Origin of the sequence: Pseudomonas helleri (assembly GCF_045830615.1) — a bacterium.
Classification (GTDB): Bacteria; Pseudomonadota; Gammaproteobacteria; order Pseudomonadales; family Pseudomonadaceae; genus Aquipseudomonas; species Aquipseudomonas helleri.
The window spans coordinates 746857-771283 of the sequence record NZ_CP174501.1 but is presented as its reverse complement, the minus strand read 5'-3'; the positions used below and the strand labels follow the sequence as shown (position 1 = coordinate 771283).

Genomic DNA, 24427 nt, shown 5'->3' with positions numbered 1-24427 from the left:
CTGCCCGCAACGGCTCTTGTAGCCGCTGACGAGGAACGAAGGCTGCGATGCGGGCCTCAGGACCGCCGTCTGACGGTCGTTTGGCACATCTCGCAGCCTCATGCTTGGGCAGCGACTACAGACGCCATGGGATCAAGCCGGCTTTTTCGCCGCCAGGGCTTCGGCCAGCAGTTCTTTCTCGGCTTCTTTGAGGTCGTCGTCGTTGATCATTTCGGCAATCACCCGCAAACGCTCAACCACCCGGGCGTTGACGCTGCCTTCCGGGAACTGGCCTTCTTCATCCGGCTCACCGGCAGGCTCGCCCACCAGCAGGCTCAAGGCTTCGTCTGCCTGACGCACGGCGTACACGTGGAACTTGCCTTCACGCACCGCCTTAAGCACTTTCTCATCAAGCATCAGGGTGGCGACGTTGGCTTGCGGAATGATCGCCCCCTGTTCCCCGGTCAGGCCGCGGGCTTCGCAGAGCCGGAAGAAACCTTCGATCTTCTCGTTCACCCCGCCAACCGCCTGCACTTCACCAAACTGGTTGATCGAGCCGGTGATCGCAAAGCACTGTTTGAGCGGCGTTTTAGAGAGTGCCGAAATCAACGTGCAGGCTTCACCCAAAGAAGCGCTGTCGCCATCGACGTAGCCGTACGACTGCTCCAGGGCAATGCTCGCCGAGATCGCCAGCGGGAACTCCTGGGCATAGCGGCTGCCCAGGTAGCCGGTCAAAATCATCACCCCTTTGGAGTGAATCGGCTGCCCGAGGTTAACCTCGCGCTCAATGTCGACAATGCCGCTGCCCCCCGGATACACCGTGGCCGAAATCCGCGCCGGCACACCGAATGCCGAATCACCGACTTCCAGCACGGTCAGCCCGTTGCACTTGCCGACCGCCGCACCGTCGGTGTCGATCAGAATGATCCCCGCCAGCATGTCGTCCAGAATGCGCGCCGACACGCGCCCGGTCCGGGTCGCTTTGGCTTTGAGCGCACGCTCGATGTGGCCCGCATCGGTCATTTCATCGTTGGCCAGATGGCGGATAAAGTCCGCTTCGCTGACCAGTTGGAACAGGTCGCCAATACGCGCCGACAAGCGCCCCTGATGCTCGGCCAGACGCGCGCTGTAGGTCGCCAGACGCGCCACCGCGCCTGCCGTCAGCGGCGCCATGCCTTCTTCCGATGTGCGCGTGGTGAGCAACTGAGCGAACTGCTCCAGGCTTTCATCGACCATCGGGATGTCTTCGTCGAAGTCCACCAGCACCCGAAACATCTCCTGGAAGTCCGGGTCCAGGTCTTGCAGCGTGTAGTACAGCTGGCGGGCACCAATGATGATGACCTTGACCTGCAGCGGGATCACCTGCGGGCTCAGGGTCACGGTGGCCATGCGCCCCAGTTCGCCCAGCGGCGATTCCATTTTCAATTTGCGCGACTGCAACGCACGCTTCAGCGCATCCCAGACAAACGGCTCGCTGAGCATCTTCTCGGCTTCAAGGATCAAAAAGCCGCCGTTGGCACGGTGCAAGGCACCCGGGCGCAATTGCCGGTAGGTGGTGTACAGCGCGCCTTGGTCGGTGCTGTATTCGATGCGGCCAAAGAGGTTGTCGTAGGTCGGGTGCGGCTCGAACACCACCGGCGCGCCGCCGCTCATCGGCTGGCCCACCACCAGGCTCGGCAGGTACTGCTCTTCCAGCAGCTTGCGCGCCTGGGCGTCAGTTTTGCTGTCGTCGACCAGTTGCTCCACCACCGTTTTGAGCAGGTACACCTGCATGGCCTGCAAGTAACCGCACACCGCGCCATTTTCGGCGTACTTCTGCGATAACGGCGACAACAGGGGCTGCAAAGCCAGGGTGATGGTTTCTTCGTTCAGTTGGCGCAGCTGGTTGTTCGACTCACGTTTCCACTGCGGCAGGCTCGCCAGCTCCTCATTGAGACGCTCTTCAAGCCCGGCAATGTCCTCGTGAAAACGCTCACGCTCTTCTTCGGGCAACTGCGAAAACTCGGCCTCGTCCAGCGCCTTGCCGTCACTCATCGGGGTGAAGGCCACGTTGCTGCTGTCGCGGTACAGGGCCACGCCCTTTTCCAGCGCCAGGCGCTCGATCACATCCAGCGCACGGTCGTAGCGCTGGTTGAAGCCACGGTCGATGGCGCTTTTGCGCTGCTGGTAGGTCGGGTGTTCAAACACCGCCGGGAACGTCGCCAGCAGGTTGTCGATCAGCCCGTTGACGTCCGCGATAAAAGCACCCGCCGTGCTCGCGGGCAGCTCCAGCGCCCGCGGTTCACGGGGCTCATCAAAGTTATTGACGTACACCCAGTCGCTGGGCGACTTGAGGCGCTTGCCTTCAGCCTTGAGGTAGCGCTTCACAAACGAGAAGCGCCCCGTACCCGGCTCGCCCATCACAAATACGTTGTACCCCGGACGTGGCATGGCCACACCAAACTGCAAGGCTTCGACCGCGCGCTCCTGGCCGAGAATGCCGCGAAAGGGTTCTAAATCATTGGTGGTCGAGAAGCTGAACTGTTCAGCGGAAAAAGGACGGGTTAGCGCGTCAGGCGCTAGACGCAGGCTGGCAGCAACAGAATCAGGCATCGGGCTTCCTTACATCAGGCAGGGCAGATGACAGCATTCTGGCGCTGGCTGTACGCCACTGGCAAGGCGCGTTACACCTGAATTATCGGGGCCCAATGTTTGCGGGCGAAAAAACCTCCCGCCCAACGATTGTTTTACAAAAAACCACGGAACCTGCTGATCGTGCCTAGACTCCTAAGTGTTGCGAGGCTGGATTGATAACCGGCCCGTTCTGGCTAATGACGGCCAGATACCCTTGTCCATTGGTTGCACGCATAGAGAACAATGATATGAAACGGATTCTTCTCGGCACTCTCTTTACAGTGGTTTCCCTCAACGCCATGGCGCAAGCACCCGGCGGCCCGAACTGCGGTTGGGGCAACATGCTGTTTGAAGGTCAGCGCGGCACCCCCGCCCACTTCCTGGCCTCCACCACCAACGGCACCTCCGGTAACGCGACCTTCGGCATGACCTCAGGTACCAACGGCTGTACCACCAAAGACGCCCTGACTTACGGCGGCAAATCGTGGATTGCCATGAATGGCATGATGAACGAGCTGTCCGAAGACATGGCCAAAGGCAACGGCGAAGCACTGACCACCTACGCGGTGGTACTGGGTGTGGCCCCTGAAGACCGCGAGCATTTTGCCGCTGTCACCCACGAGCACTTCCAGCAAATCTTCAGCAAAGCTGACGTGACCGCTGACGATGTGCATAACAACACACTGGCTGTTCTCAAAGGCGATGCCCGCCTGTCCAAGTACGCAACCGTTGCGTCATAACTGAGACTTGCCCGCTCCTTCGGGAGCGGGTACTTCTGTTTCAATTCCATTCGCCTGACAACAGTTGCTCACCATGCTCAAACGCCTTGCCTATCTGGCGCTCTGTGCCTGCGCCCCGCTGTACGCCGCGCCTCAAATCGACAATCAACGTTTGCAGCAACTCGCCAACGACCCGTTCTGGATATCTTTAGGTCATTACGAAGCCCGCAAACTGAGCGGCTGGCGCAGCTATGTCAGCGACGACAAATTCTTTCTGGCCGCCGACGGCGCCCACCACCCCGACGCCGAACTGCGCGCCACCGTAGAGGCGCTGTATGCCCCGGTGAGCCTGGGCGACAAACACCCGCAGTGCGTATACCCGGCCCGTACCCGCTGGCTCAAGGCGCAACTGAACCTCAACGACCTGCCCAAGGTTGAATGCGCAGAGTTCACCCAGTGGTTCACCGACGTCGCGCCGCACAGCACGGTGATGATCTTCCCGGCGGCGTACCTCAACAGCCCGTCATCCATGTTCGGCCATACCTTGTTGCGCATCGACCAGGCCGATGTACAAAGCAACAAAACCGCGCTGCTCAGCTACGCGATCAACTTCGGCGCTTACATCGAAGGCTCCGATAACAGCATTCTGTATGCCTGGAAAGGCTTGGCCGGTGGTTACCCCGGCCTGTTTGCCCTGGTGCCCTACCAGGAAAAACTCTCGGAATACCGCAGCCTGGAAAACCGCGACCTGTGGGAATACCGGCTCAACCTGACCCCCGAAGAAACCCAACGCATGGTTGAACATGTGTGGGAACTGAAGCAAATCCAGTTCGATTACTTTTTCTTCGATGAAAACTGCTCCTATCGCCTGCTTGAACTGCTGCAAGTGGCACGCCCCGGCTTGCAATTGACCACCCAGTTCCCGCTGACAGCGATCCCCACCGACACGGTTAAAGCGGTCAAAGAAGCCGGCCTGGTAGAAAGCATCGAATACCGCCCGTCCCGCGAACGCGAGCTGCTGGACCGGGCCAAAGTGCTCGACCCCGAAGAACAGCAATGGGTGCTGCAGGTCAGCGCCGATCAGACGCAATTGCAGAACCCGACCTTCATGGCGCTGCCCAAAGCGCGTCAGGCGCTGATTATCGACGCTGCCTATCGTCTTGAACGCTACCGGGCCAATGGTCTTGAGCGCGACACCGGGCGCTCGCAACGCAGCTATGAACTGCTGCGCGCCATCAACCAGAACCCGGCGCCAGAGCTGCAAGTCGAGCGCCCCGAGCTTCCCGAAAACGGCCACGAATCACGCACCTGGCAACTGGGCGCGGGCAGCCGCGATGACAAAGCGTTCGCCGAATACGGCCTGCGCATGGCCTACCACGACCTTAACGACAACGCGCCGGGCTTCCCGCTGGGCGCGCAGATTGAAATCCTTCAGCTCAAGCTGCGCCAATATGAGGGTAACAAGTGGCAAGTCCAGCAGTTGGACCTGGCCAACATTCGCTCCCTGACCCCGCGCAACGCCCTGCTGCAACCCTGGTCATGGCAAGTCGGCGGCGGCCTTGAGCGGGTGCTCGGCAAACATGGCAGTGAACGTTTGGTCACCCACGTCAACGGCGGCGCAGGCGGCACCTGGCAATTAAGCGACAACCTGCTGGGCTTTGCCCTGGGCACCGTGCGGGTCGAGCACAACAACGACTTCGCCGCGTTTGTTTCACCGGCGGCTGGCTACAACACCGGCGTGTTGTGGCGTAACCCGGTGGGCAACCTGAGCCTGGAAACCAAGGCCGATTACTTCACCAACGGCGAAGTGCGCCGTAGCCTGAGCCTGAATCAGCAATGGGAAATCTCCCGTAATCTCGGCCTGCGGTTGACCGCGCAGCGTGAGTTCAGCCACCTTGCCTCACCGGTGAACGAAGTGATGCTCGAACTCAAGTGGTATCACTACTAAAAGGAGCTTTAGAACATGGCGGTTAATTGTGATTCTCTGGATCAAGTGCGCGGGCACATCGACGCACTTGACCGCCAGATCGTCGGCTTGCTGGCCGAGCGTGGCGCCTACGTGTCCCAAGCGGCGCGCTTCAAAAAAGACAGCGACGCGGTACGCGCCCCGCAACGGGTTGAGCAAGTGATCAACAAGGTCCGGCACCTGGCCGACGAACTGGGCGCTAACCCGGAGGTTGCCGAAGCGGTATACCGCGCCATGATTGCCGGGTTTATTCAACAGGAGTTAGCCGAGCATTCGGCGCTGGAAAAGCCTCTGTAGGAGCTGCCGAAGGCTGCGATCTTTTGATCTTTAAAAGCAAAAGATCGCAGCCTTCGGCAGCTCCTACGGGAGATAACAGTTAACAAAGGGACTGCCATCATGAGCCGTGCATTTGTAAACGAAGACAGCGCCGCCAATCAGGCCGATACGCCAGTTGAGCGTCAGGTCAGCGAACAGCCGAACTACGTCACCGCCCTTGGCCTTGAGCAACTGCAAGCCAAGGTCGCCGAGTTGCAACGCCTGCACAGCCAGGAGGCCGCCCGCAAAGACTTGCCCGATAAACAGCACCTGGCCGACATGGAACGCGACCTGCGCTACTTCAATCAACGCCTGCACAGCGCACACGTGGTCGCCCCGGCGACATCAACGCACAAGGTGCAGATTGGCAGTTGGGTAACGTATGTCGATGAACACGGCACGCAAAAGCGCGTGCAATTGGTGGGGGAAGATCAGGCCGATGCGGCGCAGGGCCTGATCAACTGGGGCTCACCGTTGGGCCGGGCGCTGTTGGGCGCGCGGCAGGGTGATGAGGTGCTGTGGATCCGGCCTGCAGGCGATCTGCAGGTCGAGATCCTCGCGATCGAACCGGCTTACACCACGCCCTGAGCCAGCATGGCGTCAGCCACTTTGACGAAACCCGCGATGTTCGCGCCTTTGACGTAGTTGATACGGCCGTTTTCTTCGCCGTAGTGCACGCACGCATGGTGGATGGATTGCATGATGTTGTGCAGCTTGTTGTCCACTTCACCGGCCGTCCACAACAGGCGCATGGCGTTTTGCGACATTTCCAGCCCGCTCACGGCCACGCCGCCTGCGTTTGAGGCTTTGCCCGGCGCAAACAGAATGCCCGCCTCGATAAACAGATCAACCGCCTCAAGGGTGGTCGGCATGTTCGCGCCTTCGGCCACACACAGGCAGCCATTGCTCAGCAGCGTACGGGCCGCGTCGGCGTCCAGTTCGTTTTGCGTGGCGCATGGCAGAGCTATATCGCACGCCAGGTTCCACGGGTGCTGACCGGCCAGGAACTCCAGGCCAAACTGGTTGGCCAATTCGCTGATGCGGCCACGTTTGACGTTTTTGAGGTCCATCAGCGCGTCCCACTGCTCATCGTTCAGGCCCGCTTCGCAATACAGGGTGCCTTCGGAGTCCGACAGCGAAATCACTTTGCCGCCCAGGTCCATGACCTTGCGTGCCGCGTACTGCGCCACATTGCCGGAACCGGAGATCGCCACGCGCTTACCATCAATGCGCTGACCGCTGCGCTTGAGCATTTCCTGGGCGAAGTACACGCAACCAAAACCGGTGGCTTCCGGGCGAATCAGGCTGCCGCCGTAGCTCATGCCCTTGCCGGTCAGCACCGAGGTGAACTGGTTACTCAGGCGTTTGTATTGACCAAACATAAAGCCGATTTCGCGCGCCCCCACGCCGATATCGCCCGCCGGTACGTCAACGTCAGAACCAATGTGGCGGTACAGCTCGCTCATAAACGCCTGGCAGAAACGCATCACTTCAGCGTCGCTCTTGCCCTTGGGGTTGAAGTCCGAACCGCCTTTACCGCCGCCCATAGGCAACGAGGTCAGGGAGTTTTTGAAGGTCTGTTCAAACGCCAGGAACTTCAGTACGCCCAGGTTCACTGAAGGGTGGAAGCGCAAGCCGCCCTTGTACGGGCCAATCGCGCTGTTCATCTGGATGCGGAAACCACGGTTAACGCGGACTTTGCCTTCGTCGTCGACCCATGACACGCGAAACACAATTGCACGCTCTGGTTCGCAGATGCGTTCAAGAATGCCTGAAGTCAGATAATGCGGATTGGCTTCAAGAAACGGCCACAAACTGCGCAGGACTTCTTCCACTGCCTGGTGGAATTCTGGCTGGTCCGGGTCACGTTTTTTCAGACGGGAAAGGAAGTGGTCGACGGATTCGATCATGGGAAAAGTCTCGGCAAATTTGTTGTCGTTAAACGGAGATTGGCCAGAACTTTAACAAGTCATGCCGCACCGCGACAGCGCAAAATGTCGCAGTTATGAATTTAAATGGTGCTTTTATATAAATAGCCCCGGTTTTATGCGGTTTTTGCGCACCAAAAAAGTGATTTATGTACCCAGTTTTGCACCAATAAAAACACGCAATTCTGTAGGAGCGAGCTTGCCTCGCGATCTTTTTAAACGATCAAAAGATCGCGAGACAAGCTCGCTCCTACAGGGTCCCCCAAAAAAAAAAACGGAGCCCCGAGGGGCTCCGTTTTTCATGCAAACCGGCCTTACTGGGCCAGTTTTTTGTGACGCACACGGTGCGGCTGGGCGGCCGCTTCGCCGAGGCGCTTTTTACGGTCTGCTTCGTACTCGGTGTAGTTGCCTTCAAAGAAGACCGCTTGCGAGTCGTCTTCGTACGCCAGGATGTGAGTCGCGACGCGGTCAAGGAACCACCGATCGTGAGAGATCACAATGGCAGCGCCCGGGAAGTCCAGCAGCGCTTCTTCGAGCGAACGCAAGGTCTCAACGTCAAGGTCGTTGGACGGTTCGTCGAGCAGCAGCACGTTGGCGCCCTCTTTCAAGGTCAGGGCCAGGTGCAAGCGACCACGCTCACCACCGGACAGGTCCTTGACGAACTTCTGCTGATCGCCACCTTTAAAGTTGAAACGGCCCACGTAGGTACGCGACGGGATTTCGTAGTTGCCGATGCGGATCACATCGGAACCATCCGAAATCGCCTGGAACACCGACTTGCTGCCATCCAGGTCGTCACGGCTCTGGTCAACACAGGCCAGTTGCACGGTTTCGCCCACTTCGATGCTGCCCGAATCCGGCTGCTCTTTGCCCATCAGCATGCGGAACAGGGTCGACTTACCGGCACCGTTACCACCGATCACGCCGACAATGGCACCTTTAGGCATCACGAACGACAGGTTGTCGATCAACACGCGATCGCCGTAACCCTTGGACACGTTCTTGAACTCGATCACCTTGTCACCCAGGCGCGGACCGGCCGGGATGTAGATTTCGTTGGTTTCGCTGCGCTTCTGGAATTCCTGCGATTGCAGTTCTTCGAAGCGTTGCAGACGCGCCTTGGACTTGGACTGACGCGCCTTGGCGCCTTTACGGACCCATTCCAGCTCGTCTTTCATGGCCTTTTCATGGGCCGACTGCTGCTTGGATTCCTGGGCCAGACGGTCGGACTTGGCTTCAAGCCAACCCGAGTAGTTGCCCTCGTAAGGAATACCGGCGCCGCGGTCGAGTTCCAGAATCCAGCCAGCAACGTTGTCCAGGAAGTAACGGTCGTGCGTAATCGCAACCACGGTACCCGGGAAGTCGTGCAGGAAGTGCTCAAGCCAGGCCACCGAGTCGGCGTCCAGGTGGTTGGTTGGTTCGTCGAGCAGCAGCATGTCCGGGGCCGACAGCAGCAGGCGGCACAGGGCCACACGGCGCTTCTCACCACCCGACAGGTGTTCAATTTTGGCGTCCCAGGCGGGCAGGCGCAGGGCATCGGCCGCCACTTCGAGCTGGCGCTCAAGGTTGTGACCGTCACCGGCTTGCAGGATCGCTTCGAGCTTGGCCTGTTCAGCGGCCAGCTTGTCGAAGTCGGCATCCGGCTCGGCGTATTCAGCGTAAACCTGATCCAGGCGCGCTTGCGCATCCTTGATCACGCTCACTGCTTCTTCGACCACTTCACGCACGGTTTTGCTGGCGTCCAGTTGCGGCTCTTGCGGCAGGTAGCCGACATTGAGCTCTGGCATTGGACGGGCTTCACCGTCGAACTCGGTGTCGACGCCAGCCATGATTTTCAACAGAGTAGATTTACCCGAACCGTTCAAGCCCAGTACGCCGATTTTGGCGCCAGGGAAGAACGACAAGGAGATGTTTTTCAGGATTTCCCGCTTCGGCGGAACAACCTTACTCAGCCGATGCATGGTGAAAACGTATTGAGCCATGGATAACCTAGCGTCAGTGACTGATGAATAAGGCGCGAGCGATGCCCTGATCAGGCCATAGCACAAAGACAGAAATTGAACGGATCAATGCCTGCTCGCAGAAAAAGCCTGAGTGTAGGAGCTAAAATGCCCTCGCGTAACCGGCAAAGCTACCTGAATGCGCGGGACAGGGCAAACCAGCGCGAGCCACGGCACTGGCACTTTGCCACGACCCAAGGCATGCTAGCCGTCCCGTACGCGTCCAGCTAATAATACGTGTTGCACCTTAGTCGCCAAACCGCAGGATCGCAGCTTGCCTAATGTAGCTCCGCCAACACTCACCCATGTGCCAGGCCAAACCCTTGGCCCACCCGTGCGCGGGACGTTAAAGGGTGCCTTGGCAGCGCTGGTGCTGTTTTTGCTGGGGATCCTGATTTGGTTATTAATTGAACAGTTCCAGGAAACCCTCGAACAAGAGCACCTGGCCAGCGTCCATTACAGCGCAGACCTGGCTGACCACATCAGTTTGAGCCTGGCGCTCAAGGCCGAAACCGCCCTCAACCAGCTCCCGCTCTACGAACTCCCCCGCACCCAGAATCAGCAACAAGCTGTGGTCAACCAACTGCGTGCAGTGGTGCCGAATGTGCAAAGCCTGGCCTTGCTCAGCCCAGCTGGCGATATCGTGCTCGACAGCAGTAGCGCCAGCCCTGACGCGGCTTTTTTGAAAGAGTGGGTACGCAGTAACCCGCCGCAAGGCCGGGGCGACGTTTATTACTACGGCAATAACCATGATGCCAGCGTCATTTACCTGCGCTTGCGCCCGCCTAACGACACCTTCAACGGGTATTGGCTGCTGCGCCTGAGCACCGGCATGCTGCACTCGCTGACGCGCCGAACCGCCGAGAAAAACCGCCCGCAATGGCTGATCGAAAACGGCCAGACCGACACCGTGCTCAGCCGTAGGGCAACCGCCTCCAGCGCCAGCACTATCACCCCGGGCGACGAAGCCTCGACGGTGCTGCTGGTGCCTTTGAGCCACAGCGACTGGGAACTGCGCGGCCTGTTCGACCGCAGCGAGGCCAAGGCGCATCTGCTGCCCGGCCTGATCGGCAAATGCCTGCTGGGCCTGATGTTCTCGTCGTTGCCGCTGCTGGCGCTGCTCAACATGCGCCGGCGCCAGCGGCAACTGCATGAAGGTCGACGACGCTACCACGACATTTTCGAAGGCACCGGCGTGGCCTTGTGCGTGCTGGACATGGCCGGTTTACCGGGCCTGCTGGAGCGTGAAAAATTGCACGACCGCGAGGCGCTCAAACAATGGCTGCAAGACAACCCCGAACGGCGGCGCCTGTTATTTGAGCAACTGCGCATCACTGAAGTGAACCAGGTGGCGTTGCAACTGCTGGGCATCAGCTCGGGCCATGAAGCCTGGATAAAACTGATCAACGGCTGCCCGGCCAATCCTTCAGCCATTGGTTATCAGCTGGCTGAAGCGGTGCTAGAACAGCAGCACCAGCTTGAACTGGAAATAACCCTCACCGATGCCCAAGGCCATGACCAGCATTTATGGCTGGTGCTGCGCCTGCCCGAAGACCGACAGGACTACCACGCGGTCATCTTAAGCATCAGTGACATCACCAGCCGCAAGCTGATCGAGCTGTCGTTGCAAGAGCGGGAAAGCTTCTGGTCGGACGTGGTGCGCACCGTGCCTGACCACCTGTACGTGCAGAACGTGATCAGCCAGCGAATGATCTTCAGCAACCACCATTTGGGCCAAACCCTGGGCTACAGCAGCGTTGAGTTGCAGCAAATGGGGCCGTACTTCTGGGAGCTGTTGCTGCACCCCGAAGACGCCGAGCATTACAGCCAGCTGCGCCAGCAACAACGCGACGGCGGCTATGCCCAGCAACTCGATTGCCAACTGCGCTTTCGCCACCACAGCGGGGTGTGGCGCCGCTTTGATATTCGCGAGCAAGCCCTGGCCCGCGGCACAGGCGACCAAGTGACACGCATTGTCGGGGTCGCCAAAGACATTACCGACCAGATCGAAGCCAGCGAGTCCTTGCGCGACAGCGAGCATCGTTACCGGATGCTCGCCGAGAGCATCAGCGACGTGATTTTCTCTACCAACAACAGCCTGCAACTCAACTACGTCAGCCCCTCGATCGAAACCGTATTGGGCCATGACGCCGAATGGGTGCTCAAGCACGGCTGGCAAGCCACCATCGCCAAACCACAGCAACTGACAGGGCTGTACAGCCTGATCGAACGGGTCAAGAGCGCGCTCGACAAACCGGCGCAACTGGCGGCCCTGCGCACCCAACTACAGACCCAACTGTTCCTGCTCGACTGTGTGCGTGCTGACGGGCGCAAAATACCGGTGGAACTGCGTCTGATTCTGGTGTGGGATGAGCACGATAAATTTGAAGGTCTGCTCGGCGTTGCCCGTGATATCAGTCAGCAGCGCAGCGCCGAAAAAGACCTTCGCATGGCTGCCACGGTCTTTGAGCATTCCACCTCGGCCATCCTGATCACCGATCCGGCGGGCTACATCGTGCAAGCCAACGAAGCCTTTAGCCGGGTGAGTGGCTACTCCGTTGAGCAGGTACTCGACCAACTGCCGAACCTGCTGACCGTAGATGAACAGCAGCAAGCGCATTTGCAGTACGTGATCAAGCAACTGAACCAGCACAACACCTGGGAAGGCGAAGTGTGGCTCAAGCGTCGCAATGGCGAACATTACCCGGCGTGGGTCGGGATTACGGCGGTGTTCGACGACGAAGGCGACCTGGCCAGCTATGTGTGCTTCTTCAGCGACATCAGCGAGCGCAAGGCCAGCGAACAACGCATCCACCGGTTGGCCTACTACGACGCCCTGACGCACCTGCCCAACCGCACGCTGTTCCAGGACCGCCTGCACACCGCCTTGCAGCAGGCCGAACGGAACAAGTCGTGGGTGGTGCTGATGTTCCTCGACCTTGACCGCTTCAAACCGATCAACGACTCACTGGGCCACGCCGCGGGCGACCGCATGCTCAAAGACATGGCCACGCGCCTTTTGGCCTGCGTGGATGACGACGACACCGTTGCGCGCATGGGCGGCGACGAGTTCACCCTGCTCTTACAACCCCGCGCCACCCGCGTCATGGCGCTCAACCGGGCGGTCGGGGTGGCTGAGCACATCCTCGCCAGCCTGGTGCAACCGTTCGTTCTTGAGAGCCGCGAATTTTTCGTCACCGCCAGTATCGGTATCGCCTTGAGCCCGCAGGACGGCAACGAACTCAGCCAGTTGATGAAAAACGCCGACACCGCGATGTATCACGCCAAAGAGCGCGGCAAAAACAACTTCCAGTTCTACCAGGCCGACATGAACGCCAGCGCCCTCGAACGCCTGGAGCTGGAAAGCGACTTGCGCCATGCGCTGGAACAGCAAGAATTTATCCTCTATTACCAGCCGCAATTCAGTGGCGACGGCAAACGCCTGACCGGGGTTGAAGCGCTGCTGCGCTGGAACCACCCTCGGCGTGGCCTGGTGCCGCCGGGCGACTTTATCCCGGTGCTGGAAGAGTTGGGGCTGGTGGTGGATGTCGGTGACTGGGTGCTGGCCGAATCGTGCCGCCAGCTCAAGCGCTGGCACCAAGAGAAAGTGCGCGTGCCTAAAGTCTCGGTCAACATCTCGGCACGGCAATTCTCGGACGGCCAGCTGGGCACGCGGATCGCCAGCATTCTCAAAGAAACCGGGCTCTCCCCGGCGTGCCTTGAGCTGGAACTGACCGAAAGCATCTTGATGCGCGAAGTCAGTGAAGCGCTGCAAATTCTCGCCAGCCTGAAAAACCTCGGCCTGAGCATTGCCGTTGACGACTTCGGCACGGGTTATTCGTCGCTCAACTACCTCAAACAGTTCCCGATCGACGTGCTCAAGATCGACCGCACGTTCGTCGACGGCCTGCCGTCAGGCGAGCAGGATGCGCAAATTGTCCGCGCCATTATTGCGATGGCCCACAGCCTCAACCTGGCGGTGATCGCCGAAGGCGTCGAGACCCACGAGCAGCTCGAATTCCTGCGTGAGCACGGTTGCGACGAAATTCAGGGCTACCTGTTTGGCCGCCCCATGCCCGCGCACCTGCTGGTCAAGCAATTGCAGGCCTATGGTTTCAAGCTTGCAACGTGATCACGCACGCCGTGAATCGCTTTCATATGCCAGTTAATACCCATTGGGTTAGAATGCCCTCCTTTTCTGCCCCCCGATCCTTGAGGACCGCCATGTTCAGCCGTGATTTGACACTTGCCAAGTTCGACGCCGACCTTTTTGCCGCCATGGAGCAAGAAGCTCAGCGCCAGGAAGAACACATCGAGCTGATCGCTTCGGAAAACTACACCAGCCCAGCGGTGATGGAAGCTCAAGGCTCGGTCTTGACCAACAAATACGCGGAAGGCTACCCAGGCAAGCGTTACTACGGCGGCTGCGAATACGTCGACGTGGTTGAGCAGTTGGCCATCGACCGTGCAAAAGAACTGTTCGGCGCCGATTACGCCAACGTTCAGCCGCACGCTGGCTCCCAGGCCAACAGCGCTGTTTACCTGGCCCTGCTGTCGGCCGGTGACACCATCCTGGGCATGAGCCTGGCTCACGGTGGTCACCTGACCCACGGCGCCAGCGTTTCGTCCTCGGGCAAACTGTACAACGCTGTTCAGTACGGCATCGACGCCAACGGCCTGATCGACTACGACGAAGTTGAGCGCCTGGCGGTTGAGCACAAGCCAAAAATGATCGTGGCCGGTTTCTCTGCCTACTCGCAGATCCTGGACTTCCCGCGTTTCCGTGCGATCGCTGACAAAGTTGGCGCGTACCTGTTCGTTGACATGGCTCACGTAGCCGGTCTGGTGGCTGCTGGCGTTTACCCGAACCCGGTTCCATTTGCTGACGTGGTGACCACCACCACGCACAAAACCCTGCGCGGTCCACGTGGCGGCCTGATCCTGGCCAAAGCCAACCCTGAAATCGAGAAAAAGCTGAACTCGGCTGTTTTCCCGGGCGGTCAAGGTGGCCCACTGGAGCACGTTATCGCCGGTAAGGCCGTGTGCTTCAAAGAAGCTCTGCAGCCTGAGTTCAAGGTGTACCAGCAACAAGTGGTGAAAAACGCCCAGGCCATGGCTTCGGTGTTCATCGAGCGCGGCTACGACATCGTGTCGGGCGGTACTGAAAACCACCTGTTCCTGCTGTCGCTGATCAAGCAAGACATCTCCGGTAAGGACGCTGACGCCGCGTTGGGCAAAGCTTTCATCACCGTGAACAAAAACTCCGTGCCTAACGACCCACGCTCCCCGTTCGTCACCTCGGGCCTGCGTTTCGGTACCCCGGCTGTGACCACTCGCGGCTTCAAAGTTGAAGAGTGTAAAGAGCTGGCGGGCTGGATCTGCGACATCCTGGACGACATCAACAACGAAGCCGTGATTGATGCAGTTCGCGAAAAAGTAAAAGCTATCTGCAAAAAGCTGCCTGTTTACGGCAACTGAGTGTAATTAGCTGAACAAAAAGCCCGGCTCTTGAGCCGGGCTTTTTTGTGCCCGCCCTGTAGGAGCGAGCTTGCCTCGCGATCTTTTAAAGATCAAAAGATCGCGAGACAAGCTCGCTCCTACAGTAAAACGACAGCCGGAGTTCTCTGGAGTGCGAAGCCGTGTAGACTTGCCATCTGTCTCCGCACGGATACACTCATAACAATGAACTACATCATCCAGCAAACGAAATCCTTTGCGTTATGGCATTCAACACTGCGCGATATGCGCGCAAAAATCGCTATTGCACGCCGCATTGAGAGAGCCTCGGCGGGCAACCTTGGCGATGCCAAAACAGTCGGTGGCGGCGTGTCTGAGATGCGCGTGGATGTCGGAGCCGGGTATCGGCTTTATTTCACACTGCGTGAAGGTGTGATGATTGTCTTGCTGGTGGGCGGTGACAAATCTACACAGGCTGCTGACATCAAGCAGGCAAAAATGATGGCTAAGGAGGTCTGAGATGCCTAACACCCCTATTGCGTTCGACATGGCGGCGCTGCTCGATAGTGATGAAGCCATCAGCGAGTACCTCTCCCAGGTACTTGCCGACGGCGATACCGATGAACTGATTCGTGCCGTTGGTTACGTGGCCAAAGCCCGAGGTATGGCGCAAATCGCCAAAGACTCAGGCCTCGGTCGTGCCAGCTTGTACAAGGCCTTCGCCCCTGGGGCCAAGCCTCGCTTCGACACCGTGGTGAAAGTCATGCGAGCAATGGGCGTGGTGCTTCACGCGCAGCCAGCACACCCATAAGTGGCCGGATCAGGTCGGCTGTAAGCGCCAGCCCAGGACGTTGAGCAGGTCGCAGCCGTCGCGCAGCAAGATCATGGCGGTGGTGGCGAGTTGTTTGAGGTCGATGGCGTCGGCGTCCTGGACGTCGCGACTAGAGAAGGTTTCCATCAGTTGGGTCACCGCCAGTACGCGGGCGGTGGCGTTGGCGTGCAAGACGTCAAGCGGGGCGTTGCGGTCGATCAGCAAGGCGGGGATGGTGCAATCGATGGCAGTCAGCGGGATGTACGGTGAATTAGTCATAAGTAAATCTCTTTGCTTTAGAGTTGAGCCATCTGTCTTCGTCGCCAAACGAAAACAGGTGGCCGCTGTACGCGGGTTGGCGAACCGGTCAAAGCTAAGAAAACCCGGCAGATCTGAAGATCTCCCACGTACAGCTGCCATAAAGCACAGCCAGCAAAAATACACGCTCTGCCACATATAGCAATTCTTAGCACCTTCCAGGTCGCCAAACCCAGTCACCCATTTGGGCGAGCGCTGACTATAGGCGCCGCCCTGCTGCCTCAGCAATTGGCAAAGCTGTGCGAAACATCCCGCAATTTCGTGGGCGTACACACCCTCTGTAGGAGCGAGCTTGCCTCGCGATCTTTTGATCTTAAAAGCTCGCGAGGCAAGCTCGCTCCTACAGAGATTTGTGGTGAATCTGGCGCCCGGCACACGCACATCATCCCCACAATTCAACATCCCGCAGAGGCTTTAGCTCGCTAAGCCTCACCCAACCGGTAAGACCGGTCAGTCAATTTTATTAAAATTCACTTGATTATCCCGAAATTCGGCTCCTACACTGCTCGCGAACTGGACATACCGGTAAGACCACAATAATTAAGTTCTGAAGCCCATTCGCTCAGCGACCTGCTGTCAGGACACTACCAGGACTCCTCCCATGATCAGATGGTGCTCGCGTTCAATTTTCTTTCAAGTCGTTCTAGGCCTCCTCCTCGGTGCCGCTTGCGGCCTTGTTTTGCCCGAATACTCTTCCCACCTCAAACCCTTGGGCGACGCTTTTATCAAGCTGATAAAGATGCTGATCGGCCTGATTGTGTTCTGCGTGGTGGTCAGTGGCATCAGCGGCGCGGGCGACTTGAAGAAGGTCGGAAGAATCGGCCTGAAGTCGGTCATTTATTTTGAAATTCTGACTACGGTTGCATTGGTGGTGGGCTTGGCGTTTGCCTTCAGCACGGGGATCGGCACAGGAGCGAATATCCATCTGGATCAATTTGCCAGCGCCGGGGCAAGTGACATCACCCAGCGCAGTGAGCATATGCAAACCACGGCGCAGTTCTTGATGGACCTGATCCCCACCTCGGTGGTGGGCGCTTTCGCTGATAACAACATTCTGCAAGTGCTGCTGTTTTCCGTCCTGTTCGGCAGCGCGCTCAATCTGGTCGGTGAGGCGGCGTCGGGGATATCGCGGCTGATTAACGAGCTAAGTCATATCATCTTCCGCATCATGGGCATGATTGTTCGTTTGGCGCCCATCGGCGTGTTTGGCGCCATAGCCTTTACCACCAGCACGTATGGCCTGGATTCGCTGCAACACTTGGGTAGCCTGGTCGGTTTGTTTTATTTGACCTGTGCCGCGTTTGTTTCTGTAATTCTTGGCGTGGTGATGCGGGCTTCTGGCCTGCGTCTTTGGCCTCTGCTCAAGTACCTGCGCGAAGAGCTGACGATTGTACTGGGCACCGCGTCGTCCGATGCCGTGCTGCCACAAATCATGCGCAAGCTGGAGCACTTGGGCATTGGTACCTCAACGGTAGGGCTGGTTATTCCTACCGGTTACTCCTTTAACCTGGATGGTTTCTCGATTTACCTGACGCTGGCCATCGTGTTTATCGCCAACGCCACTGGCACTCCCTTGGCCATGACCGACTTGCTGACCATTTTGCTGGTCTCGTTGATCACCTCAAAAGGGGCTCACGGCATTCCCGGTTCGGCATTAGTCATTCTTGCTGCTACCTTGACCGCGATCCCGGCCATACCGGTGGCAGGTCTGGTATTGGTGTTGGCGGTAGACTGGTTTATGGGCATTGGCCGCGCCCTGACTAACCTGATCGGTAACTGTGTGGCGACTGTCGCGATTGCCCAGTGGGAAAAAGACATCGACGTGCAACGTGCCAACAAAGTACTCGCCGGGCAACCGGGCTACACCTTTCGCCCGCTCAAACCTGAAGTCGCTGTCGGCCCGCAGGATTTTTAAAGTCTTCTAACCCCTTTTGTTGCTCATGGAGCGAAAAGTGATCACCTCGTCAACGGTTGTAAATTCGGTAGTAGCCAAACTCAGGGCGGCCTTGGCCAGCGGGGAATGGCGCAGCGGAGAGATGCTGCCCGGGCAACGGGAGTTGGCTGAAAAGCTCGGCATCAGCCGCCCCAGCCTGAGGGAAGCCATCATCGTGCTGGAGACACTGGGGCTTGTCCGTACCCTGCCGAGCAAAGGCGTGGTGGTGCTGCAAGCCAACGCCAGCGAATCTCCCCAGCAGGAGAACGCGGTGGCGCAAGCCAGCATGGAAGATGTACTGCAACTGCGTTACACCCTTGAGCCGTTTATCGTCGGGCTGGTCGCGCAGTCCATTCGCAGCAAAGAGGTCGGCCAGTTACGGCTAACGCTAATGGACATGCGCGAAGCCCTGGAAGCCAACGACAGCGAGGCCGGGGTCAATGCGTACATCGCCTTTCACGAAGAGCTGTTTAACCTGACGTCTAATCCCATCTTCCAGAGCGTTGTTCAACAAACCAGCAACGCCCTCAAACAAAGTGCACAAGTGCTGCGCAACTCACCTGAGCACATGGCAGAAAGACTGGAAGAAAATGAGGCCGTGGTGCGCGCCATTCGTGCCAAAAACAGTGCGTTGGCGGGCGCCGAAATGCGTCGCCATATTCTGCGCGAAGGTCAGCGCGCAGGCATTGAACTGAACATACCTGACGAAAACCCCGGCAGTTAACACGTTTCAGACAGGAGTCTGGCCATGAGTGCTTATGCTTTGTTGCCGTCCAATGCGTCACTACCCGATTCACGCCCCTTGCAGTCAGCGCCGTGTACCGATGACGTGTACGCCCGTGTGCTGGACGCCATTGTTGACCAACGTCTGCCCCCCGACAGCCGGTTGAATGAAGAGCGGTTGGGCCGGGAGTTCGGCGTGAGCCGCTTGCAGATTCGTCATGCCCTTTCGCTACTGACGTATCAGCACGTCATTACGTTGCAGGCTAAAGTGGGCGCACGTATCGCCTCACCGTCTGACGAGCAGATCTGCCAAGCCCTGCATGCCCGGCGCCTGACTGAAACGGCCTTGATACCCATGGCCTGTCAACGGGCACAAAGGCCCGACATCGATCATTTGCATCATTTGATCGAGCGCCAGCGCCAGGCCTACGCGGACAATCAGCGCGGTCGGGCCATACGCTTGGCGGGTGCATTTCATCTGCATTTGGGACACATGGCCGGGAACGCACCCTTGGCGCACTTCCTGGCCAACTTGATCCCTATGACATCACTGGCCATTGCGCGCCGTTCAGACGGGCCCGAGGCTTGGCAGCAGCAGGTCGCAATGGCCAACGCGGTGGAAAACAAAGATGAGGCCACCGCGTTGGCATTGTTGAATCATTATCTGGGTGAGCTGGTTCCAGGGTGATCGCAGGGGCCGAGCTACAGGGTCAGTTGCGCAAACCCTTCGCGAATCTTGGCCTCGGGCAGGTCATCGGCAATAAACACCATCACGCTTTCGCGGGCCTCGCCTTCGGCCCATTCGGTGTCCCAGTCAAAGCCGTACAGCTTGAGCACGCCCTGGAACACCAACCGGCGGTCTTCGCCTTCGATGTTCAGCACGCCTTTGTAGCGCAGTAATTGTTTACCGTGGTCTTCGAGCAGTTCGTTCATAAACGCGCTGAGGCTGTCGATATCCAGCGGTTTGTCGGTACGCAGTACCAGGCTGGAAATACGGTCAATCGAAGCTGCCGGTTGCACCGGGCGCAAGCTCAAGCCGCCGCCCAGGTCGGCATTCAAGTTAAACCCGCGCACATCGAGCAGTTCTGCCAGGTCGATTTTGCCGTGCTCAACCACGCGAATCGGGGCACGCCGGTTGATCCGCGTCAGGCGCTCGCACAGCGCATCAAACGTGGCGTCGTCAACCAGGTCACGCTTGCTCACCAGCAAGCGGTCGGCAAAGCCAATCTGCGCCTGGGCGATGGTTTGGCTCAGGTGCACGTCGGCATGGGCGGCATCGACCAAGGTAATGATGCCGTCGAGCAAGTAGCGCTCGCGCAGCTCTTCATCAATAAAGAAGGTTTGCGCCACCGGGGCAGGGTCGGCCAGGCCGGTGCATTCGATCACTAAACGATCAAAGGCAATTTCGCCACTGTCCAGCCGCTCGAGCAGCAGGTACAGGGCTTTGGTCAGGTCGGTGTGGATGGTGCAACACACGCAGCCATTGGCCAGGGTCATGACTTGCACCGGCTCGTCGCCCAGCAATTGGGTGTCGATGCCGGCATCGCTGAATTCGTTTTCGATCACGGCAATTTTCAGCCCGTGTTCGGCTTTAAGCAGGTAACGCAACAACGTGGTTTTACCGGCACCCAGAAACCCGCTAAGGATGGTGACGGGGATGGGAGATGACATGCTCAGGTCTCCTTGAAAAAGGGAGCGCAAAAACAACTGTAGGAGCGAGCTCGCCTCGCGATCTTTTCAAGGTTCAAAAGATCGCGAGACACGCTCGCCCCTACAGAGGTCTAGCCATTTAACAGCACTTGGGCCCGCTCTTGCCGCCGTAACGGGCTTCCTGGCGCTCTCGGAAGAACGCCTCGTAGCTCATCACCGGCTTGTCCGGGTGATTGGTTTGCATATGCTCGACGTAGTTGTCGTAATCGGGCATGCCGACCATCAGGCGCGCGGCCTGACCGAGGTATTTACCGAGGCGACTCAGGTCATTGAACATGGCTGCATTCCTCTATCGTGCATCGGGCATCGCCTTGAAGGGCGTTTCTTTGTCCGTCCGCTCTTTGTTGCCCCAAGCGGCGACGCCGACTTTGAGCGCGTAGAACAGGATGCTGAACACCACGAACAGGAACAGGACGGTCAGGCCCGCGTTGGTGTACGCGTTGATGATGACGTGCTGCATCTGGTCGATGTTTTTCGCCGGGGCAATCACTTGGCCTGCGTCCAGCGCCGTGCTGTATTTTTTCGCCAGCGACAGGAAGCCGACCGCAGGGTTGGCGTCGAACAGCTTGATGAAGCCTGCGGTGGTGGTGCAGATCAGCAGCCAGACCGCTGGCAGCATGGTGACCCAGATGTAGCGTTGACGCTTCATTTTGATCAGCACAACCGTCGCCAGCATCAGCGCGATACCCGCCAGCATCTGGTTAGAGATACCGAACAGCGGCCACAAGGTGTTGATGCCGCCCAACGGGTCGATCACGCCTTGGTACAGCAAGTACCCCCACATCGCCACGCAGCCTGCGGTCGCAATGAGGTTGGCCGGCCAGGATTCGGTGCGCTTGAGCGCTGGCACGAAGCTGCCCAACAGGTCTTGCAGCATGAAGCGACCGGCACGGGTACCGGCGTCGACAGCGGTCAAAATAAACAAGGCTTCAAACAAAATGGCGAAGTGGTACCAGAACGCCATGGTGTTTTCGCCCGGCAACACGTGGTGCAGGATCTGTGCGATACCCACCGCCAGTGTCGGAGCGCCACCCGCTCGGGCCAGTACGGTGGTTTCACCGATGTCTTTGGCCAGTGCAGTCAACGCATCCGGGGTAATGGCAAAGCCCCAGCTGGTCACGGTTTGCGCCACGGTCACCACGTCACCGCCCACAATGGCAGGCGGGCTGTTCATGGCGAAGTACACACCCGGCTCGATCACCGAAGCGGCAACCATTGCCATGATGGCCACGAAGGACTCCATCAGCATGCCGCCGTAGCCGATGTAACGGGCGTTGGCTTCGTTATCCAGCAGTTTAGGGGTAGTACCCGAGGAGATCAGTGCGTGGAAACCCGACACCGCGCCGCAGGCAATGGTGATGAACAGGAACGGGAACAGACCGCCTTTCCAGACCGGGCCATTGCCGTCGATGAACTGAGTCACGGCCGGCATTTTCAGCTCGGGCATGGTGATCAGAATGCCGATAGCCAGCGCGATGATGGTGCCGATTTTGAGGAAGGTCGACAGGTAGTCACGCGGTGCCAGTACCAGCCACACCGGCAATACCGCAGCCACAAAGCCATAACCGATCAGCATCCAGGTGATTTGCACACCGGTGAAAGTAAACACCGGAGCCCACTCCGGACTCGCACCAATTTGTCCGCCCAGCCAGATCGAACCGAGCAACAGCAGCACACCGATAATCGAGATTTCACCGATGCGCCCCGGGCGTATGTAGCGCATGTACACGCCCATAAACATCGCAATCGGGATGGTTGCCATCACCGTGAACATGCCCCATGGGCTCTCGGCCAAGGCTTTAACCACGATCAGCGCCAGCACCGCGAGGATGATGATCATGATCAGGAAGCAGCCAAACAGCGCGATGGTGCCAGGCACCTTGCCCATTTCTTCGCGCACCATGTCACCCAAAGAGCGACCGTTGCGACGTGTGGACATGAACAAGACCATGAAGTCTTGAACCGCGCCCGCCAGTACCACACCGGCAATCAGCCACAGTGTGCCGGGCAGGTAGCCCATTTGCGCAGCCAGTACGGGGCCGACCAGAGGGCCAGCGCCGGCGATGGCGGCAAAGTGGTGTCCGAAAAGGATGTGTTTGTTGGTCGGCACGTAGTCCAGACCATCGTTATTGAGCACCGCAGGCGTTGCCCGGTTGGGATCCAGCTGCATCACGCGAGTGGCAATGAACAGACTGTAATAACGGTACGCGACCAGGTAGATAGCCACCGCTGCAACTACAATCCACAGCGCGTTGATCGCCTCTCCCCGGCGTAATGCCACCACGCCAAGGGCGCAGGCTCCTACAATTGCCAGCACCAGCCACGGGATGTGGCGTAGCAGGCTATTTTTATTATTCATTTTTATATTCCGGCCAGTTGGACAAGAAGTACCGCTCTCGGAGTGTAGCGCTCCTGACTCTAAAGACCACCCCCTTACCTTGGTCTAGAGCCTTCTTTTGCAGATTTATGCTGAGCGACCTTGCACATTTGTATTGCTGCAAGACCGCTGTCTGCTGCGGACCTTGCAGGACGATCTACACATGGGCAGTGCAGTTTTTTTTACACATTTGAAACGCTATTCAAACAACGCATCCAGCGCTTGTTCCAGACGGGTCACCGCAATGATAGTGAGCCCCGGCGGGGATTCTTTGGGGGCGTTGCCTTTGGGCACGATGGCGCGTTTAAAGCCGTGTTTGGCGGCTTCTTTCAGACGTTCCTGACCGCTCGGCACCGGGCGTACTTCACCTGACAGGCCGACTTCGCCAAACACCAGCAAGTCGTGGGGCAGCGGGCGGTTGCGCAAACTGGACATGACGGCGGCCATCAAGGCCAGGTCTGACGCGGTTTCCAGCACTTTGACCCCGCCCACCACGTTGAGGAACACGTCCTGGTCGTGGGTCGGGATGCCGCCATGGCGGTGCAGCACCGCCAGCAACATGGCCAGCCGGTTTTGATCAAGGCCCAAGGTCACGCGGCGCGGGTTGGACATGTGGCTGTCGTCCACCAGCGCTTGTACTTCAACCAGCATCGGCCGTGTCCCTTCCCACGTGGCCATTACCACGCTGCCCGGGACTTCTTCTTGAGCCCGCGTCAGGAAGATCGCAGATGGGTTGGAGACTTCTTTCAGGCCTTTGTCGGTCATGCCGAACACGCCCAGTTCGTTGACTGCGCCGAAACGGTTTTTCACCGCCCGCAACAGACGTAACCGCCCGTCGGATTCACCTTCGAAATACAACACGGTGTCGACCATGTGCTCCAGCACGCGGGGTCCAGCGAGGGCGCCCTCTTTGGTCACGTGGCCGACCAGAAAGATCGCCGTACCGCTGGATTTGGCGTACCGCACCAGCAACGCCGCGCTTTCGCGCACTTGCGACACGCCGCCTGGCGCCGATTGCAGCTGTTCGGTGAAGATGGTCTGGATCGAGTCGATCACCATGACCTTGGGCTTTTCGAGCTTGGCCGTGGCGATGATGTTTTCGATGCAGGTTTCGGTCATGACCTTGAGCTGGTCCTGCGGCAAGCCCAGACGCCGGGCGCGCATGGCCACTTGCTGCTGCGACTCTTCGCCGGTGACGTACAGCGCGGGCATGCGCGTTGCCATCTGACACAAGGTTTGCAGGAGGATGGTTGACTTGCCGATACCGGGATCACCGCCGATCAGCACCACAGAGCCGTCGACCAGACCGCCACCGAGCACCCGGTCGAGCTCGCCGGAGGCGGTCGAAAAGCGCGGAATTTCTTCGATGCTGACTTCAGCCAGGGTTTTGATTTGCGCCTGTTGCCCGGTCCAGCCGGTACGGCCACTGGGGGGCGCAGCAGCGCCGCTTTCAACAACGGTTTCTACCAGAGTGTTCCAGACGCCGCATTCTGCGCACTGCCCGGCCCACTTGGGGAAAGTTGCACCGCACTCGGTACAGCCGTAAATGCGCTTAGGCTTGGCCATCTGAACTCCGCA

General features: G+C 58.7%; 20 protein-coding genes. 12 read left to right on the top strand and 8 right to left on the bottom strand.

Annotated features, from left to right (window positions below; genetic code table 11):
• Nucleotides 1-132: 132 nt before the first annotated feature.
• Nucleotides 133-2571: a Lon protease family protein gene (locus tag ACJJU9_RS03580; protein WP_407730073.1), complete on the bottom strand. Its 2439-nt coding sequence runs from the start codon at nt 2569-2571 to the stop codon at nt 133-135.
• A 269-nt stretch (nt 2572-2840) separates the two neighbouring features.
• Between ACJJU9_RS03580 and ACJJU9_RS03575 the strand changes: the two genes are divergently transcribed.
• The 4 genes from ACJJU9_RS03575 (at nt 2841) to ACJJU9_RS03560 (ending at nt 6180) form a co-directional block, all read left to right on the top strand.
• Entirely contained in the window at nt 2841-3332 is a 492-nt protein-coding gene (locus ACJJU9_RS03575; protein WP_048367410.1) for a DUF3015 domain-containing protein, read from the top strand.
• Between the two features lie 73 nt (nt 3333-3405).
• The gene (locus ACJJU9_RS03570; RefSeq protein WP_407730072.1) at nt 3406-5259 is read left to right on the top strand and encodes a DUF4105 domain-containing protein; all 1854 of its coding nucleotides are present in this window, start codon (nt 3406-3408) and stop codon (nt 5257-5259) included.
• A 15-nt stretch (nt 5260-5274) separates the two neighbouring features.
• Nucleotides 5275-5574 carry a chorismate mutase gene (locus tag ACJJU9_RS03565; RefSeq protein ID WP_153332818.1) on the top strand — a complete coding sequence of 100 codons (300 nt, stop codon included), beginning with the start codon at nt 5275-5277 and terminating at the stop codon, nt 5572-5574.
• A gap of 99 nt (nt 5575-5673) precedes the next feature.
• The gene (locus ACJJU9_RS03560) at nt 5674-6180 is read left to right on the top strand and encodes a GreA/GreB family elongation factor (protein WP_048388100.1); all 507 of its coding nucleotides are present in this window, start codon (nt 5674-5676) and stop codon (nt 6178-6180) included.
• Here ACJJU9_RS03560 and gdhA read toward each other — a convergent pair.
• Nucleotides 6165-7502, bottom strand: a complete 1338-nt coding sequence (gene gdhA, locus ACJJU9_RS03555; RefSeq protein WP_048388102.1) for an NADP-specific glutamate dehydrogenase — start codon at nt 7500-7502, stop codon at nt 6165-6167. The genes ACJJU9_RS03560 and gdhA overlap by 16 nt on opposite strands.
• Nucleotides 7503-7834: 332 nt before the next feature.
• Nucleotides 7835-9502 (bottom strand): energy-dependent translational throttle protein EttA, encoded by a 1668-nt coding sequence (ettA, locus tag ACJJU9_RS03550; protein ID WP_048367416.1) that lies wholly within the window; start codon nt 9500-9502, stop codon nt 7835-7837.
• 126 nt (nt 9503-9628) lie between these two features.
• Here ettA and ACJJU9_RS03545 point away from each other — a divergent pair, with 126 nt between their 5' ends.
• The 5 genes from ACJJU9_RS03545 to ACJJU9_RS03525 all read left to right on the top strand — a co-directional run bounded on the left by ACJJU9_RS03545 (nt 9629) and on the right by ACJJU9_RS03525 (nt 15788).
• Complete coding sequence (locus ACJJU9_RS03545) at nt 9629-9751, top strand: hypothetical protein (RefSeq protein ID WP_256677192.1); 123 nt, start codon at nt 9629-9631, stop codon at nt 9749-9751.
• Between the two features lie 43 nt (nt 9752-9794).
• Nucleotides 9795-13652, top strand: a complete 3858-nt coding sequence (locus ACJJU9_RS03540) for an EAL domain-containing protein (RefSeq protein WP_407730071.1) — start codon at nt 9795-9797, stop codon at nt 13650-13652.
• Between the two features lie 92 nt (nt 13653-13744).
• Nucleotides 13745-14998, top strand: coding sequence for a serine hydroxymethyltransferase (gene glyA, locus ACJJU9_RS03535; RefSeq protein WP_048367420.1), 1254 nt, complete (start codon nt 13745-13747; stop codon nt 14996-14998).
• A 204-nt stretch (nt 14999-15202) separates the two neighbouring features.
• On the top strand, nt 15203-15496 hold the full coding sequence (locus ACJJU9_RS03530; protein ID WP_048367422.1) for a type II toxin-antitoxin system RelE/ParE family toxin: 294 nt from the start codon (nt 15203-15205) through the stop codon (nt 15494-15496).
• Nucleotide 15497: 1 nt separating this feature from the next.
• Nucleotides 15498-15788, top strand: coding sequence for an addiction module antidote protein (locus ACJJU9_RS03525; protein WP_048389495.1), 291 nt, complete (start codon nt 15498-15500; stop codon nt 15786-15788).
• Between the two features lie 9 nt (nt 15789-15797).
• Here the strand turns inward: ACJJU9_RS03525 and ACJJU9_RS03520 are convergent, their stop codons facing one another.
• Complete coding sequence (locus ACJJU9_RS03520; protein ID WP_048389494.1) at nt 15798-16067, bottom strand: hypothetical protein; 270 nt, start codon at nt 16065-16067, stop codon at nt 15798-15800.
• 640 nt (nt 16068-16707) lie between these two features.
• Here ACJJU9_RS03520 and ACJJU9_RS03515 point away from each other — a divergent pair.
• From ACJJU9_RS03515 to ACJJU9_RS03505, 3 genes are read left to right on the top strand one after another with little or no spacing between them, the layout of a single operon-like run.
• Nucleotides 16708-18021, top strand: a complete 1314-nt coding sequence (locus ACJJU9_RS03515; RefSeq protein ID WP_407730070.1) for a C4-dicarboxylate transporter DctA — start codon at nt 16708-16710, stop codon at nt 18019-18021.
• A 37-nt stretch (nt 18022-18058) separates the two neighbouring features.
• Nucleotides 18059-18763 carry a FadR/GntR family transcriptional regulator gene (locus tag ACJJU9_RS03510; protein WP_407730069.1) on the top strand — a complete coding sequence of 235 codons (705 nt, stop codon included), beginning with the start codon at nt 18059-18061 and terminating at the stop codon, nt 18761-18763.
• A gap of 24 nt (nt 18764-18787) precedes the next feature.
• Complete coding sequence (locus ACJJU9_RS03505; RefSeq protein ID WP_153375638.1) at nt 18788-19450, top strand: GntR family transcriptional regulator; 663 nt, start codon at nt 18788-18790, stop codon at nt 19448-19450.
• A gap of 14 nt (nt 19451-19464) precedes the next feature.
• On the opposite strand, the gene yjiA is transcribed toward ACJJU9_RS03505, so the two are convergent.
• The 4 genes from yjiA to radA all read right to left on the bottom strand — a co-directional run bounded on the left by yjiA (nt 19465) and on the right by radA (nt 24415).
• Complete coding sequence (yjiA, locus tag ACJJU9_RS03500; protein ID WP_407730068.1) at nt 19465-20433, bottom strand: GTPase; 969 nt, start codon at nt 20431-20433, stop codon at nt 19465-19467.
• Between the two features lie 118 nt (nt 20434-20551).
• Nucleotides 20552-20749 (bottom strand): YbdD/YjiX family protein, encoded by a 198-nt coding sequence (locus ACJJU9_RS03495; RefSeq protein ID WP_048367431.1) that lies wholly within the window; start codon nt 20747-20749, stop codon nt 20552-20554.
• Between the two features lie 12 nt (nt 20750-20761).
• The gene (locus tag ACJJU9_RS03490; RefSeq protein WP_048389492.1) at nt 20762-22831 is read right to left on the bottom strand and encodes a carbon starvation CstA family protein; all 2070 of its coding nucleotides are present in this window, start codon (nt 22829-22831) and stop codon (nt 20762-20764) included.
• 216 nt (nt 22832-23047) lie between these two features.
• Entirely contained in the window at nt 23048-24415 is a 1368-nt protein-coding gene (gene radA / locus ACJJU9_RS03485) for a DNA repair protein RadA (RefSeq protein WP_048367434.1), read from the bottom strand.
• Nucleotides 24416-24427 lie beyond the last annotated feature (12 nt).

Excerpts from the sequence above, each read along its gene's own strand:
- ACJJU9_RS03580 (WP_407730073.1), bottom strand. The coding sequence starts at position 2,571 with ATGCCTGATTCTGTTGCTGCCAGCCTGCGTCTAGCGCCTGACGCGCTA.
- ACJJU9_RS03575 (WP_048367410.1), top strand. The coding sequence starts at position 2,841 with ATGAAACGGATTCTTCTCGGCACTCTCTTTACAGTGGTTTCCCTCAAC.
- ACJJU9_RS03570 (WP_407730072.1), top strand. The coding sequence starts at position 3,406 with ATGCTCAAACGCCTTGCCTATCTGGCGCTCTGTGCCTGCGCCCCGCTG.
- ACJJU9_RS03565 (WP_153332818.1), top strand. The coding sequence starts at position 5,275 with ATGGCGGTTAATTGTGATTCTCTGGATCAAGTGCGCGGGCACATCGAC.
- ACJJU9_RS03560 (WP_048388100.1), top strand. The coding sequence starts at position 5,674 with ATGAGCCGTGCATTTGTAAACGAAGACAGCGCCGCCAATCAGGCCGAT.
- gdhA (WP_048388102.1), bottom strand. The coding sequence starts at position 7,502 with ATGATCGAATCCGTCGACCACTTCCTTTCCCGTCTGAAAAAACGTGAC.
- ettA (WP_048367416.1), bottom strand. The coding sequence starts at position 9,502 with ATGGCTCAATACGTTTTCACCATGCATCGGCTGAGTAAGGTTGTTCCG.
- ACJJU9_RS03545 (WP_256677192.1), top strand. The coding sequence starts at position 9,629 with ATGCCCTCGCGTAACCGGCAAAGCTACCTGAATGCGCGGGACAGGGCA.
- glyA (WP_048367420.1), top strand. The coding sequence starts at position 13,745 with ATGTTCAGCCGTGATTTGACACTTGCCAAGTTCGACGCCGACCTTTTT.
- ACJJU9_RS03530 (WP_048367422.1), top strand. The coding sequence starts at position 15,203 with ATGAACTACATCATCCAGCAAACGAAATCCTTTGCGTTATGGCATTCA.
- ACJJU9_RS03525 (WP_048389495.1), top strand. The coding sequence starts at position 15,498 with ATGCCTAACACCCCTATTGCGTTCGACATGGCGGCGCTGCTCGATAGT.
- ACJJU9_RS03520 (WP_048389494.1), bottom strand. The coding sequence starts at position 16,067 with ATGACTAATTCACCGTACATCCCGCTGACTGCCATCGATTGCACCATC.
- ACJJU9_RS03515 (WP_407730070.1), top strand. The coding sequence starts at position 16,708 with ATGATCAGATGGTGCTCGCGTTCAATTTTCTTTCAAGTCGTTCTAGGC.
- ACJJU9_RS03505 (WP_153375638.1), top strand. The coding sequence starts at position 18,788 with ATGAGTGCTTATGCTTTGTTGCCGTCCAATGCGTCACTACCCGATTCA.
- yjiA (WP_407730068.1), bottom strand. The coding sequence starts at position 20,433 with ATGTCATCTCCCATCCCCGTCACCATCCTTAGCGGGTTTCTGGGTGCC.
- ACJJU9_RS03495 (WP_048367431.1), bottom strand. The coding sequence starts at position 20,749 with ATGTTCAATGACCTGAGTCGCCTCGGTAAATACCTCGGTCAGGCCGCG.
- ACJJU9_RS03490 (WP_048389492.1), bottom strand. The coding sequence starts at position 22,831 with ATGAATAATAAAAATAGCCTGCTACGCCACATCCCGTGGCTGGTGCTG.
- radA (WP_048367434.1), bottom strand. The coding sequence starts at position 24,415 with ATGGCCAAGCCTAAGCGCATTTACGGCTGTACCGAGTGCGGTGCAACT.